Here is a 13422-nt window from a genome sequence, read left to right as displayed (position 1 = left end):
TTATAGCGCCGCGCACTGGTCCTTGAGCCACCGATACAGCAACTGCACGGTCGGCGAAAACTGCCGGCGATGCGGGCACACCAGTTGCAGCGGTACGCTGTCGCCCAGTACCTGGGGCAAGATCACCTCCAGCCGCCCGGCGCGCACATCCTTGCTCACATCCAGCCAGGACTTGTAGGCAATGCCCTCACCCGCCACCGCCCAGCGCCGCACCACATCGGCGTCGTCACTGAGCAAATGCCCGGATACGGCGATGGTCTGCGACGCTCCCGCGCCGTCGACGAACGCCCACTTGTCGTAGACCCGGCCCTTGAGCAAGTACAGTAGACAAGCGTGTTGCGCCAATTGCTGCAACGTTTGCGGACGACCCTGCCGGGCCAGATAGGCGGGCGCGGCGACCAGCACGCGGCGGTTGTCCGGGGCCAGGGGCATCGCGACGAAACTGGCGTCGTCCATGCGCCCATAACGCAGGGCGATGTCGATCGGCTCGCGAAACACGTCGGCCACTTGATCGGACAGAAACAACCGCAGCGTGATCTGTGGATGCTCGTGGCGAAAAGCACTCAGCCAGTCGAGCACGATATTGCGCCCCAGATCCGACGGCGCCGCCACCTGCAGCACCCCACTAAGCCCGGCCTGCGCCGGACGCAGCCGCTCCTGGCCTTCGCGCAGAGCCTCGAGCGCTTGGCGAGCGCTGGGCAGATACACTTCGCCTTCGGGGGTCAAGCGCAAGCTGCGGGTCGAACGCGCGAACAGACGTATGCCCAACTCGGCCTCCAGGCGCTTGATCGCCGCGCTGACCTGACCCGGCAGCAAGTCAACCTCTCGCGCAGCGTTGGAGAAACTGCCCAGCGCGGCGGTACGCACGAACAGATTGAGATCGTCGAAGCGGACCATTTTCATTCCTGCAGTGAAAGTGCTGAACTATTTTGCAGGTTTTTCAATCAAGTGAAAACGTCCATCCTAGGCTGCATCATTGATGCCTATCCTTGAAGGAACCCCCATGAAAGCCATCGCCTATCGTCAACACGGTCTGTCCATCACCGATCCACACGCACTGATCGACCTCGAACTGCCTGCGCCGACACCCGGCCCGCGCGACCTGCTGGTGGCAATCAAGGCGATCTCGGTCAACCCGGTCGACACCAAGATCCGCGCCAGTGCGGCCGTCACCGAGCCCCGCGTGCTGGGTTGGGATGCCGTCGGCGTGGTACAGGCAGTGGGCGCCGACGTCAGCCTGTTCAAGGTCGGTGACGAGATCTACTATGCCGGCGACCTTACCCGGCCAGGCACCAACAGCGAATTGCATCTGGTGGACGAGCGCATCGCCGCCCTCAAGCCTAAAAGTCTGGACGCCCCCAGCGCCGCCGCTCTGCCGCTCACCAGTATCACTGCGTGGGAGCTGCTGTTCGACCGCCTGGGCATCGTTGAAGGCGGTGGTGCCGGGCAATCGTTGCTGATCATCGGCGCTGCGGGCGGGGTCGGTTCGATCCTTGTCCAACTGGCGCGTCAGCTCACGCAAATGACCGTGATCGGCAGCGCTTCGCGTCCGCAGACCCAGGAATGGGTGACCGGCCTGGGCGCTCATCACGTGATCGACCATAGCCGCTCGATTCCCGAGGAGCTGGCGCGTATCGGCGTCGGCCAGGTCAGCCACCTCATCAGCCTGACCCACACCGACAGCCGCTTTGCCGAATTGATCGAGGCGCTGCAGCCGCAAGGCCATCTGGCGCTGATCGACGATCCCAAGACCCTCGACGTGGTGCCGATGAAGCGCAAATCGCTGTCGCTGCACTGGGAACTGATGTTCACCCGCTCGATGTACCAGACCGACGACATGATCGCCCAGCACCAGTTGCTCACGCGGGTGGCCGAGCTGATCGATAGCGGTGTACTGCGCACCACTGTGGGCGAGCACTTCGGCACCATCAACGCCGCCAATCTGATACGCGCCCACGCGCTGCTCGAAAGCGGCAAGGCGCAGGGCAAGATCGTGCTTGAAGGTTTCTGAGCGGCAAATGCGCGAGGGCCTGGTGCCCTCGCTACAGCGCCTGCCCGAGCTTGACCGCGCGGCCAATGAATTGCACCGGGCCGGTGGGCTTGCCCACCGTGGAGCCACCGGCGTTCTCCAGCGTCAGCTCGAACAGTTGATTGGCCTGCAGGGGTGGGAGTTTGTCCAACGCGACGCGCAAACTCTGCCCCGGCTTGACCAACCCCAGCGACACCGGGCCTTGCCAGTCATCGGCCTTGGTCCAGAACTCAAGTGCTTTGTCGGCCGGGACTTGCGCCACCGCCAAAGGGATCAACTCGACTTCCCGTGCACTGCCGGCCTGCACCACCCATCCTGGCGCCTTGTCCTGCGGGGCGACCAGCACCACCAGATACTGGGGCGTTGCCACGGCCGCGACGCGGGTCAGCAATAACGCGGCCATGATCACACTTGCCGCCAGCCCGGCAGCCGTCATACCGCGCCACAGCGCCAACGAGTCCCACCAACGGCCGGCGCGCGCTTTGGCGTGCAGGCTGCGCTCGATGCGCTTCCACAACAAAGCAGAAGGCACCTGCGCGGGAGCCAGCGCTGTCAGCGGCAACAGCCGCCGCTCCCAGTCGTCCACCGCAGCACGCAGCGCGCCATCGTGCTCCAGGCGCCGCTGCACCTCCAGCCGTTGCGGCAGTTCAAGGGCGCCCAGCACGTACTCACCCGCCAGCGCGCGAAGCGGCGCAGAAACGGGGTCAAGGGGGGGTTCGCTCATCCCATGCACTCCTTCAAACTTGCCAGACTGCGTTTGATCCAGGCCTTGACCGTGCCCAGCGGAGTGGCCAGACGGTGGGCGATTTCAGCATGGGAGAAACCATCGACATAGGCCTGCACGATACATGCCCGGCGCAGCGGTTCCAGGCTGGACAGGCAGCCGTGCAAACGCTCTCCCTGCAATGCCGCCTCCAGCGCGGCGTCGACTTCGGCGCTGGCCTGCTGCGCGTCACGCGCCTCCAATATAGCGGCCTGCTCGTCACTGACCTGAACCTCCCGGCCACGGCCGCGCAGTACGTTGAGGGCGAGATGGCGGGTGATGCTGAACATCCAGCCACGCGCACTGCCGCGACCGGCATCGAAGCTGGCCGCGCCGCTCCAGATGCGGATGAAGGCTTCATGAACGATGTCCTCGGCCAGCGCCTGATCCTGCACCAGGCGCCGTGCGACACCCAGCAAGGCGGCTGCCTCCTGCTGATACAAACGCTGCAGGGCCGAATGCTCGCCGCGTGCACAGGCGCCCAGCAAAGCGTGGTGATCGAACAGCGGTTCAGGTACGGACAAAGGCGCGACCGTCAGCAAATGGGAGGAGCGAAACCATCTCTGCTCGCCAGCGATGGCGCGCCATCGGCCGTCGTCGCTAGCGGCAGGTGGAGCACAGCGTAGAAGACTTTGGCAGCCCCCATCACTGCGCAACTGTTGCTACTTATTTCGCAGCCCAGAAGATGTAATCCGCCTGGTATTTGACCTGTTCCTGCAAGCCCTTCTGCGCCGCGGTGCAGGCGCTGGCCGGCGCCACACCACCCTTGAGCGCCACGCGTTGTACGTAGGTCACGCTCACCATGGCGCCTTTGCCCTCAGCCGGGTTGGCCTTGACCAACTGATAGGGCAGATTGCCGGCCCCCGCAGGCGCCACCGCGAGCTGCGTACCGGTGATTTTCGAGCCGTCCTGAGCCTGCCAGGTGGCGGGCGGCCCGAAGTAGCTACCGATCGGCTTGCCAGCGCGATCGTTGAGCACCGCCTTGGGCCCGACGAACACCCATTCGGTGGCGGCGGCGTTGTCGGCCTTGGCGCGGCACTCATAGGTGATCTCGCCTACACCCACGGTTTCGAGGGCGATCTTGTGCCCCTCCGGTACCTTGACGGCGTCCGGCAGTTCCATGGCCGCCTGGGCCAGGGGCGCGCCGGCCAGTACACAGGCTGCGGCCAGCGGGACGAAAGTCAGGTGAAGCAAGCGTTGGATGTTCATGCAGGTCTCTCCAAAGGGGTAGTGAACCGGGCAGCGAACAGGGCTGCTGAAGGTACTACCCGCCGCAGGGCCAACTGGATGCAGCGCCCGCGTTTATTTTTTGCCGCACCTGCGCGCGGGCTTGGCACTTCCCAACCGCTCGATAAACAGCAAGAATCGCCGCTCCCGACCCTATCAACCCCCCACCATCGGTAGCGACGTTCAGCATGGACATGCCTTGGGTCTATACGTTTTTCGATCTGCTCGGCACCTTGGCGTTCGCCCTCAGCGGCGCCATCGCCGCGCGGCAACGAGGCCTGGACCTGTTCGGTATCGTCACCGTGGCGTTCTGCGTGGCCTGTGGCGGCGGCATCGTGCGCGATGTGTGCGTGGGCGCCGTGCCGGCCGCCGGGTTGCTCGATGTGCGCTACCTGGCCATCGCTATCGGCGCCTCGCTACTGACCATCCTCGCCTACGCCGCGGTGCAACGCATCAGCCAGCCGGTGCAACTGTTCGACGCCCTGGGCCTGGGCTTTTTCGCCGTGGCCGGCGCCCATAAAGCCTGGCTCTACACGGGCAACCCGCAGCTGGCGGTGATGATGGGCGTGCTCAGCGCTGTGGGTGGCGGGGTGATCCGCGACATTCTGCTCAACCGCACGCCGCAGATTCTCGAGAAGGAAGTCTATGCGCTGGCGGCGTTGCTGGCGGCCCTGATCCAGATGGGCGGTGATTGGGCCGGGGTGCGCGCCCCCAGTTGGTCCGCGTTGGGCATGCTGGCGGGAGTGGGTTTGCGCCTGATGGCGCTAAGATTCAAATGGAACCTGCCGCGGTTTACCGGCGACAGCTAAGGCTAAATGCCACCATCGCTCCCCTCGGTCTCAAGAATTGCCCCACACCGCCGATACCGTGGCCAGAAGAGCAGTACGGTCACTTGGCAGCGGTCCCATCGCGGGCGCTTGGGTCATCGATCTGCAGTCATGAGGTCGCCCTTGATGAATGCGCCGCTGTCGCACAGCACCCTACGTTTGCCCCTGCTGCTGGCGATGCTGGCCGCCTTTGCCCTGCCTGCGGTGCGGGCGGAATCGGCGCAGCCGCTACTGGAGGCGGCATTGCAACTGCCTTTGCAGGTGGTCACCGAAGAGTTGCCGCCCTACAACATGACGGTCGATGGGCGTCTGACAGGCATGAGCACCGAGGTGGTCGAGGCCGCTCTCAAGGAGGCGGGCCTGAGCGCTCCCATCCAGTCCATGCCCTGGGCTCGCGCCTACGACCTGGCGCTGCATGACGACAACGTCCTCATCTACTCCATGGCACGGATTCCCGAACGCGAAAGCTTGTTCCAGTGGGTGGGTGCCATCGCGCCTACTCAGTGGTACGTGTATTCATACCCCGAGCGGCCGATTCCGATCGAACGCCTGGAAGATGCCAAGGCCTATCAGAACGGCGTGGTCAAGCAGGATGTCGGCGAGTTGTACCTGCTCGCCCGCGGGTTTCGCAACGGCATCAACCTGCAATCCAGCAATCGCCGTGAACTCAACTACGAAAAGCTCAAGTCCGGCCACATCGACCTCTGGATCGCCAACGATCTAAATGCCATCTACCTGGCGCGCCAGGCCGGCGACGATCCGGCCAAGACCCTGGTGCGCGCCCTCGCCCTGCCCGACCTGGGCGGTGACGCCGGCCTGTATATGGCGTTCAGCCTGAAAACCCCGGCGCCCGTCGTCGCCCGCTTGCGCCAGGCGCTGCAGCGCCTGCATGACAACGGTACCTACGCGGCCATCGCCCGGAAGTGGATGTAGATGGCCGCCCGCCCCGAATCGGAAATCATCACACAACTGTGGCCCCACACTCGCAACTCCGCTTCGTTGGGGCGACGCCTGGTGCTTGCGACGCTACTGTTCTGCCTGTTCTTTACCCTCGGCACGGTGGCCGTGCGCACCTGGTTCGCCTGGAACAACAATCTCAAGGCCATGAACGCCGAGCTGCACCTGATCGACCAGGTGTTCCAGGGCACGCTGGCCAAGGCTGTGTGGGAGATGGATCGCGATGCCCTCAAGGAACAACTCGACAGCGTGGCCGCCGCCGCGCCGGTCGGCCAGGTGACCTTACGCATTCTGCGCCCTGGCCGCGCCCCGGAAATCCTCGAGCGGCGCCGCAACACCCAACCCGACCCTGCCAGCGCGCCATCGCTGCACCGCGACCTGGCCGTGACACCCTACCCCGACGCCAGCGAACAGGTCGGCGACCTGACCATCGTCGGCGACCCGAGCCTGCTGTGGCAGCGACTGTGGAAAGAAGTCGCGGTGATCATCCTCACCCAGGTCATTCAGTCGCTGGCCTTGGCGGGGCTGATCATGGCGATGTTCAACCGCACCGTCACCGTGCACGTGCGCCACGTGGGCCGCCACCTGTCACAACTGACGCCCGTGACCCTGGGCCGGCATTTGCGCCTGCGCCGCCAGCGCCGCAACGGCGATGAACTCGACTTGCTCGAAGCCGGTGTCAACCTGGTCCAGGAAAAACTCGCGACCTACCTGCAGCGCCAGCACGAAGACGAGCAGGCTCTGGCCGCCAGCCGCGACCAATTAGCGGAACTGGTCGAGCAGCGCACCGCCGAGTTGCGCGCCGCCAACGTGCGCCTCGAGGCCTTGAGCCGCTTCGACCCGCTGACCGGCCTGGCCAATCGCCGCCACTTCGATGAACTCAAGGCTTTGGAATTCAACCGGGCGTTACGCCAAGGGCATCCGCTGTCGGTGCTGATGTGCGACATCGACCACTTCAAGCCCTATAACGATAGCCACGGTCACGCCATGGGCGACCAGTGCCTGAGCAACGTGGCCATCGTCATGAGTAGCGTGTTCACCCGCTCCGGCGAATTGGTGGCGCGCCTGGGCGGCGAGGAATTTGCCGTTCTGCTGCCGGGCTTCGATCTGCTGCAGGCCCATCAGGCCGCCGAACGCCTGCAAGTAGCGCTGGCCACAGCCCAACTGGCCCACGGTGCCTCGCCCGTGTCGCCGTACATGACCATTAGCATCGGCGTCGCCGAGCTGGACCGTGCAACCATGGACCGATTCGATCAACTCCTGCAGCGTGCCGACCAGGCTCTTTATCGGGCGAAAAGCCAGGGCCGTGCCCGGAGCGCCAGCTGATGATGCGCCTGCCCCGCAGACCCCGATACGGCACCGTGGCAGCCCTGTTGCTGGCCCTGTATTGGCACGGCGCCAGCGCCGAAACCATCGAGACCGTGACCGAGGATTCGTCCTATAGCTATATGCAGGATGGCAAGGTCGGCGGCGCCGCCGGACGCATCGTCGAGGCGCTCCTCAAGCAAGCCGGCCTGGATGATTACCGTATGGCCATCTACCCATGGGCACGGGCTTATGACCGGGCGCTACGCGAACCGAATGTGATCATTTACCCCATTTTGCGTACCGCAGATCGAGAGAACCTATTCAAATGGGTTGGCCATCTCGATTGGACCTTGCCGATTCTCTACAAACTGCGCGCCACGCCGTCGTTGCGCATCGCCACACTGCAAGACGCACGGCCCTACCGCGTGGGCGTGCTGCGCGACGATTATCGGGAAAAGTACCTCCGCGATCAGGGCTTTACGCGCTTGGTGGTGGCCGCCAGCAACCAGGAGAACTTCAACCGCCTGCTCAACGGGCAGGTGCAACTGGTTGCCATGCCTGAGCGCGATGCGCGCAAGTTCTGCGCCGATGCCCACGTGCCCTTCGAGACGCTGGAAAAGGCCTACGCCATGGACGATCTGTCGCGGGAGATCTACATCGCCTTCAGCCGCGCCACCTCGGACGAGATCGTCGATCGCGTGCGCACTGCTTACGAGCAATTGCAGCAGAGCGCAGTGATCGAGCGGCTATTGCAAGAACAGCCCTGAGTAGCGGCTGTCCTGAGCTGAGGCCATGAGCATCAATGGGCCTTTTCGGCCTCTTCCTGCTCCCGATCGGCATCAAACAACCGCGCCAGCTCGGCCCGCGCTTCCTGAGCGCTTTGCATGACCTTGGCGGCATCGTCGTAGACCTTGTGCTGCGCTTGCAGCAGCTGTTCGTCGTGCAGCTTGAAGCGCCGAATCCGCGCGTCCGCCTGGGACTGGCTCAAGCCCAGGCCCATCAAGGTGCGCCGGCTCATTTCCAGGCTCGAGTAGTAGGTCTCGCGCACCGCCACCGCGCCCACGTCCACCAGCCGATGCACATGCTGACGATTGCGCGCCCGGGCGATGATCTTGATGTGCGGATACAGGCGACTGACCAGTTCGGCGGTGCGGATGTTGATGTCCGGGTCATCGGTGGCGATCACAAAATATTCGGCCTGTTCGACCTTGGCCGCCTGAAGGATTTCGGGGCGCAGCGGATCGCCATAGAACACTGGCACATGACCAAAGCTGCGGGAGAACTCGACGCTCTCGACGGCCGTGTCCAGGGCAACGAAATTGACCTTTTGCGCGCGCAGTATCCGCGCGATGATCTGGCCCATGCGGCCCATGCCGGCGATCACCACCCGCGGGGCATCGCTTTCGATCTCGCTGTACTCGGCGGGAATTTCCCGCGCCGGCAGCGGGCGCGCCTTGAGCAGGTGCCGGCCCAGCAGCAATAACAGCGGAGTCACGGCCATCGACAAGGTGATGGTCAGCACCAGCAAGTCGTACAGCCCGGCATCGAACAACCCTTGATCGCGGCCGATCTTGAACACCACAAAGGCGAACTCACCGCCCGCTGCCAGCACCAGCCCCAGGCGAAGCGCACTGCGCCGATCAAGACCACCGCCCAGGCGCCCGATAAAGATCAGCAGGGGCAGTTTGATCAGCACCAGCAGCAGGGTCAGGCCCAGCACCTGGGCGGGTGCCTGAAACAACAGACCGATGTTGGCGCCCATGCCGACGCTGATGAAAAACAGCCCCAGCAGCAGCCCCTTGAAGGGCTCGATCTGCGATTCCAATTCGTGGCGGTACTCGGAATCGGCCAGCAGCAAGCCGGCCAGAAAAGCCCCCAGGGCCATGGACACGCCAGCCAGGTCCATCAGCCACGCGGTGCCGATGACCACCAGCAACGCGGTGGCGGTGGACACCTCGGGCAAACCGGTACGGGCGACGATGCGAAACACCGGGCGCAGCAGATAACGCCCGCCCACCACCACGACGGCGATACTGCCCAGCACGCGCAAGCCATGGTTGAGCGCATCGCCGCCCTCGCCTTGACTACCCCCGGCCAACAGCGGCACCAAGGCAATCAACGGAATGGCGGCGATGTCCTGAAACAGCAGAATGGCGAATGCCAGGCGGCCATGGGGGGCGTTGAGCTCCTTGCGCTCGGCCAGGCTCTGCAGGCCGAACGCGGTAGACGACAACGCCAGGCCCAAACCCAGCACCACGGCACTGTTAAGTGGCTGGCCAAAGCCGAGCAAGGCCACACAGCCGATCACCAGACCGGTCAGCAACACTTGCGCCAGGCCTACCCCGAAGACCGATTTGCGCATTACCCACAAACGCTTGGGCGACAATTCCAGGCCGATGATGAACAGCAACAGCACCACGCCCAGCTCCGAGACATGGGCCACGCTTTGCGGGTTTCCGATCAGCCCCAGCAAGGAGGGGCCGATGACCACGCCTGCGAGCAGATAACCCAGGACCGCGCCCAATTGCAAACGCTTGGCCAGCGGCACGGTGATCACCGCCGCGAGCAAGAACACCACCGCGACTTGAAGCATGTTGCCTTGTTCCGGCATTCGCCAGATCTCCCTTTGCAGTTGAACGATAAATCGACGCAAGCGCGGGGTTTGCACTGGCCCCTTCACGAGCAAGCTTGGCGACCGCAGTGCTAGCCGACCTTGGCGCTAGTCGATCTTGAGTCGTGCACAGGCGCGAGCAAGGGGGCGCGTTCGGCGGCGCAGAGGCCAGCCCTGACACCACAGACGCAAAAGAATAAACGAGGAATGCGACTGAAAAAGGACTTTTTCAGTGCTTGTCGGGCGGAAACAGCTGCTTGACCATATCGATGATCTGAGCAATCTGGAACGGCTTGTCGAACACCGCCTTGAAAAGTTCAGGGTGTTCGCGACCCAAGGCACCCTGCGCGCCGCTCATCAACAAGATAGGCAGATTCTTGCATTCTTCACGGGCGCGGATCGCCTTGGCAAACTCGAGCCCATCCATCACCGGCATCATGAAATCAGTGATGACCAGCTCCGGCCGCTCTCGCGTCAGAACGTCGAGTCCTTTTTTGCCGTTGCTCGCGGTAACGGTCATATAGCCCTCATCCTCGAGCGCAAACCCAAGTATGTCGGCAATCAAGTACTCGTCATCGACGATCAGGATGGTGGTCATTTCACATCGATCCGGATGACATCAGCGACTTGTTGTCGTGGTAGCGGTACCTGAGAGCACGGACTCGGCATTTTTGAATGCGGCCTTGCTCAGGTTTATGCCCTTATCTTTGATGACCATCTCCAGCAAGGATGAATCGTAAATACTGTCTCTGACTTTAAGAATGGTCAGCAAGCGCTTAAGTTCAGATTCAAATTCAACGAAACGCATCAGCAGGATATTGTCGACCACACTGGACAAATCAGGCACTGGCGAGGTTATTTCGGGCCCAAATAACCCGCGCACTTCCCAAGTGGTAAATACCGTCACACCGCGAGAGCGCAACTCGCCCATCAGGGCACTGAAGAACTCCGTCAGACGCACCGGACTGGTGGCAACGCGCGTCATGCCTCCAAGGCTGTCGATCAGTACGCGCTTGATGTTTTTCTCGTCCACCAGGCGCAGCAGGTAGGCGCCCAGACCGTCGAGCAATCCGTCGGTAGTGGGCTGCCAGGCGACATGCAGGGCGCCTGAATCGAGCATGCCGGTGAAGTCGAAACCCAGCGCGTGGGCCTTCATGCACAGGCGCTGCGGCGTCTCGTAGAAACCGAAATGCAAGCCGGGCTCTTCAGGCGTGGACGCCGCCAGAAAGTTGATCCCCAGGCTGGTCTTGCCGATACCCGAAGGGCCCATAGCCAAGGTCACCGACGAGCGCGACAGGCCACCGCCGATCAAGCCGTCGAGCGAGGCCATGCCGCTGGTGACTCGCGTCATGTCGGCCTGATCGGCGCGCGACGGATGACCGTACAGCGCTTCGAGGCGCGGATAGATGACGATGCCGTCATCGGTGATCTCGCATTCGTGCAGGCCCGACAGCGCACCGCTGCCGCGGGTCTTGCGCAATTGGATACGGCGCACCGAACGGGTGCCGAACAGCTCTTCCCCCATCTCGATGACGCCGTCGACCATAGTGTGTTCCGGGCTACCGTCGTCCAGCCGCGAACTGGTCAGGAACAGCACGGTGCAACCGGCGAAGGCGGCATGCCCTTGCAGCTCGGAAATGAATTTTTTCGTGTCGATCTGCGAGTCGGCCTTGGAGCGCGCGTTGAGCAATCCGTCGACGATCATCACCGTGGCTTTCTGGCGAACGATCTCACGGCGCAACAGCTTGACCACTTCGTCCAGGCCTTCGTTTTCCAGCGTATCGAAAGCGCTGACGAACTGAATGTCGCCGCCGATCTTCGAGGCGTCGAAGAAGCTCAGGGTGGACAGGTACTGGAACAATCGCTCATGGGATTCGGACAGCAAGGTGGCGACCAGTACACGGCCGCCATTGCGCACATGATTGAAGCCCAACTGGTTGGCCAGAATGGTTTTGCCAGAGCCCGGACGGCCTTGGATGATATAGGACGAACCGGCCACCAAGCCGCCTTTCAACAAGGCGTCGAGCCCTTCTATTCCGCTCTTGAGGCGTTTTAGCTGTTCCAAGATCCGGTCTGCCTTTGTAAGTTGTCGCTAGAAGTCTGCTGCGCAAGCGCGATTAGCGCCGGGAGCCAAGGGGTTGTAAGCCTTGGCGGGGTAGGCGCTTGGAAATTAGCGGCGATTCTATCCGCTTCGGACATTTTCTGCATTGAAAAGAGTATTGACAGCAAAAGAGTCAACTATTGCGGCCGGGCAAAGTCACATCTGCATGGCCTGTGGGCCCCCTGCTCTTCCACCTGGCCGCGAGGTTTCATGAGTTTTATCCTTTGCCTGACGGTAATGGGCGTCCTGTTGCTGATACTGGCGCTTACTTCTTCCTATTTGCGCTGGCTGCCGGTCACCACCTCGGCGGTGTGCCTGCTGTTCGGCCTGGCCATCGGCCCATTGGGCTTGAATCTGTTCGATCTGGATCTGCGCGACGCCGCGCCCTGGCTGGAACGCCTGACCGAAGTCGCAGTGTTGTTTTCGCTGTTCGGCACCGGCATCAAACTGCGCCTGTCCCTGGGACGCTCGGCCTGGCGCGCCGCCTATATGCTGGCGGGCCCGGTGATGATCGCCACCATTCTGGGCGTGACCCTGGTGGCCCATTACGCCTTGAACCTGAGCTGGGGCGTGGCGGCGCTGCTCGGCGCGATGCTCGCGCCCACCGATCCGGTACTGGCTAACATGGTGCAGGTCAACAATGCCCAGGACCTGGACCGAGTGCGCTTTGGCCTGTCCGGCGAAGCAGGCCTGAACGACGGTACGGCGTTCCCGTTCGTGATCTTCAGCCTGTTGTTGCTGCAGCAGGGCACGCTGAACGTCGATTGGGTCGGCGACTGGGCACTGAAAAATCTGCTGTGGGCGGTGCCGGTCGGACTGTTCATCGGCTATGCGCTGGGGCGGTTGATCGGCCAGTTGATGATCTACCTGCGCATCAAGCATGCCGACAGCACCTTGTCGCCCAATGACTTCCTGGCCTTGGCGCTGATAGCGCTGAGCTATGTGGCGGCGTCGGCGGTGGGCGCGTTCGGCTTTTTGTCGGTGTTCGCCGCCGGGCTCGGCGTGCGTCAGGCCGAGGCACGCTCGTCGCGCAGCGAGGTGCCGTCCGAGCACCTGACCCAACCCGTGCTGGGCCATAGCCATTCGGCCAAGCCCGAGCAGGCGGTGGCCGGCAATTACGATGAACTCGAGGCTCCGCAACTGGCCGCCGGGGTGATGATGGGGGACATGCTCGCCTTTGGCAGCCTGGTGGAACGCTCCATGGAAGTATTGCTGATTACCTTGCTGGGTACGCTGCTGGCCAGTTACTGGGACTGGCGCGCCATGGGCCTGGGGCTGGCCCTGTTCTGCGTGATTCGTCCGTTGAGCGTGTGGCTGCTGGTGGGCCGACGTTTGCTCAACGGCCATCAGCGCGCCTTGCTCGGCTGGTTCGGGATCCGCGGGATCGGTTCGATCTATTACCTGTGCTTCGCGCTGGGTCATGGATTGCCCGATGACGTGGCGCGGACCTGCATCAGCCTGACGGTGTCGGTGGTAGCCCTGAGCATCCTCTTGCATGGCATCAGCACCCAGCCGTTGCTGGAGCACTACGAACGCCGCAATAGCGGTCAGACGTGAACTGACCGGGGTTATTGAAGGCCTCTTCGCGAGCAGACCTCG

At 63.1% G+C, this 13422-nt stretch carries 13 protein-coding genes; 6 read left to right on the top strand and 7 right to left on the bottom strand.

Annotated features, from left to right (window positions below):
* Nucleotides 1-897 carry a LysR family transcriptional regulator gene (locus tag LIX93_RS02290; RefSeq protein WP_226502389.1) on the bottom strand — a complete coding sequence of 299 codons (897 nt, stop codon included), beginning with the start codon at nucleotides 895-897 and terminating at the stop codon, nucleotides 1-3.
* Between the two features lie 106 nt (nucleotides 898-1003).
* Between LIX93_RS02290 and LIX93_RS02285 the strand changes: the two genes are divergently transcribed.
* Nucleotides 1004-2011 carry a zinc-binding alcohol dehydrogenase family protein gene (locus LIX93_RS02285; protein WP_226502388.1) on the top strand — a complete coding sequence of 336 codons (1008 nt, stop codon included), beginning with the start codon at nucleotides 1004-1006 and terminating at the stop codon, nucleotides 2009-2011.
* A gap of 31 nt (nucleotides 2012-2042) precedes the next feature.
* Here the strand turns inward: LIX93_RS02285 and LIX93_RS02280 are convergent, their stop codons facing one another.
* The 3 genes from LIX93_RS02280 to LIX93_RS02270 all read right to left on the bottom strand — a co-directional run bounded on the left by LIX93_RS02280 (nucleotide 2043) and on the right by LIX93_RS02270 (nucleotide 4001).
* Nucleotides 2043-2753, bottom strand: a complete 711-nt coding sequence (locus LIX93_RS02280) for an anti-sigma factor (protein ID WP_226502387.1) — start codon at nucleotides 2751-2753, stop codon at nucleotides 2043-2045.
* Complete coding sequence (locus tag LIX93_RS02275) at nucleotides 2750-3316, bottom strand: sigma-70 family RNA polymerase sigma factor (RefSeq protein WP_226502386.1); 567 nt, start codon at nucleotides 3314-3316, stop codon at nucleotides 2750-2752. The genes LIX93_RS02280 and LIX93_RS02275 overlap by 4 nt, the downstream gene beginning before the upstream one ends.
* A 142-nt stretch (nucleotides 3317-3458) precedes the next feature.
* Nucleotides 3459-4001, bottom strand: coding sequence for a DUF3455 domain-containing protein (locus tag LIX93_RS02270; RefSeq protein WP_226502385.1), 543 nt, complete (start codon nucleotides 3999-4001; stop codon nucleotides 3459-3461).
* Between the two features lie 206 nt (nucleotides 4002-4207).
* Here LIX93_RS02270 and LIX93_RS02265 point away from each other — a divergent pair, with 206 nt between their 5' ends.
* From LIX93_RS02265 to LIX93_RS02250, 4 genes are all read left to right on the top strand, one after another.
* On the top strand, nucleotides 4208-4828 hold the full coding sequence (locus tag LIX93_RS02265) for a trimeric intracellular cation channel family protein (protein ID WP_226502384.1): 621 nt from the start codon (nucleotides 4208-4210) through the stop codon (nucleotides 4826-4828).
* Nucleotides 4829-4957: 129 nt separating this feature from the next.
* A complete protein-coding gene (locus tag LIX93_RS02260) occupies nucleotides 4958-5779 on the top strand; it encodes a transporter substrate-binding domain-containing protein (RefSeq protein ID WP_226502383.1) in 822 nt (273 codons plus the stop codon).
* Nucleotides 5780-7129, top strand: coding sequence for a sensor domain-containing diguanylate cyclase (locus LIX93_RS02255; protein ID WP_226502382.1), 1350 nt, complete (start codon nucleotides 5780-5782; stop codon nucleotides 7127-7129).
* Nucleotides 7129-7878 carry a transporter substrate-binding domain-containing protein gene (locus LIX93_RS02250; protein WP_226502381.1) on the top strand — a complete coding sequence of 250 codons (750 nt, stop codon included), beginning with the start codon at nucleotides 7129-7131 and terminating at the stop codon, nucleotides 7876-7878. The genes LIX93_RS02255 and LIX93_RS02250 overlap by 1 nt, the downstream gene beginning before the upstream one ends.
* A 32-nt stretch (nucleotides 7879-7910) precedes the next feature.
* Here LIX93_RS02250 and LIX93_RS02245 read toward each other — a convergent pair whose 3' ends face one another.
* The 3 genes from LIX93_RS02245 to LIX93_RS02235 all read right to left on the bottom strand — a co-directional run bounded on the left by LIX93_RS02245 (nucleotide 7911) and on the right by LIX93_RS02235 (nucleotide 11790).
* Nucleotides 7911-9722, bottom strand: coding sequence for a monovalent cation:proton antiporter-2 (CPA2) family protein (locus LIX93_RS02245; RefSeq protein ID WP_226502380.1), 1812 nt, complete (start codon nucleotides 9720-9722; stop codon nucleotides 7911-7913).
* A gap of 229 nt (nucleotides 9723-9951) precedes the next feature.
* Entirely contained in the window at nucleotides 9952-10320 is a 369-nt protein-coding gene (locus tag LIX93_RS02240) for a response regulator (RefSeq protein ID WP_226502379.1), read from the bottom strand.
* Between the two features lie 21 nt (nucleotides 10321-10341).
* A complete protein-coding gene (locus LIX93_RS02235; RefSeq protein WP_226502836.1) occupies nucleotides 10342-11790 on the bottom strand; it encodes an ATPase domain-containing protein in 1449 nt (482 codons plus the stop codon).
* Nucleotides 11791-12033: 243 nt separating this feature from the next.
* On the opposite strand from LIX93_RS02235, the gene LIX93_RS02230 reads away from it, so the two are divergent.
* On the top strand, nucleotides 12034-13380 hold the full coding sequence (locus LIX93_RS02230; protein ID WP_226502378.1) for a sodium:proton antiporter: 1347 nt from the start codon (nucleotides 12034-12036) through the stop codon (nucleotides 13378-13380).
* Nucleotides 13381-13422 lie beyond the last annotated feature (42 nt).

The sequence above is a fragment of the Pseudomonas sp. MWU16-30317 genome, assembly GCF_020515695.1.
Lineage (GTDB): Bacteria > Pseudomonadota > Gammaproteobacteria > Pseudomonadales > Pseudomonadaceae > Aquipseudomonas.
This window is presented reverse-complemented; position numbering and strand designations above follow the sequence as displayed.

Bases quoted from the DNA above. Each gene is read 5' to 3' on its own strand.
- LIX93_RS02255 (WP_226502382.1), top strand. From the start codon at position 5,780: ATGGCCGCCCGCCCCGAATCGGAAATCATCACACAACTGTGGCCCCAC.
- LIX93_RS02260 (WP_226502383.1), top strand. From the start codon at position 4,958: ATGAGGTCGCCCTTGATGAATGCGCCGCTGTCGCACAGCACCCTACGT.
- LIX93_RS02285 (WP_226502388.1), top strand. From the start codon at position 1,004: ATGAAAGCCATCGCCTATCGTCAACACGGTCTGTCCATCACCGATCCA.
- LIX93_RS02230 (WP_226502378.1), top strand. From the start codon at position 12,034: ATGAGTTTTATCCTTTGCCTGACGGTAATGGGCGTCCTGTTGCTGATA.
- LIX93_RS02240 (WP_226502379.1), bottom strand. From the start codon at position 10,320: ATGACCACCATCCTGATCGTCGATGACGAGTACTTGATTGCCGACATA.
- LIX93_RS02265 (WP_226502384.1), top strand. From the start codon at position 4,208: ATGGACATGCCTTGGGTCTATACGTTTTTCGATCTGCTCGGCACCTTG.
- LIX93_RS02245 (WP_226502380.1), bottom strand. From the start codon at position 9,722: ATGCCGGAACAAGGCAACATGCTTCAAGTCGCGGTGGTGTTCTTGCTC.
- LIX93_RS02290 (WP_226502389.1), bottom strand. From the start codon at position 897: ATGGTCCGCTTCGACGATCTCAATCTGTTCGTGCGTACCGCCGCGCTG.
- LIX93_RS02270 (WP_226502385.1), bottom strand. From the start codon at position 4,001: ATGAACATCCAACGCTTGCTTCACCTGACTTTCGTCCCGCTGGCCGCA.
- LIX93_RS02250 (WP_226502381.1), top strand. From the start codon at position 7,129: ATGATGCGCCTGCCCCGCAGACCCCGATACGGCACCGTGGCAGCCCTG.
- LIX93_RS02280 (WP_226502387.1), bottom strand. From the start codon at position 2,753: ATGAGCGAACCCCCCCTTGACCCCGTTTCTGCGCCGCTTCGCGCGCTG.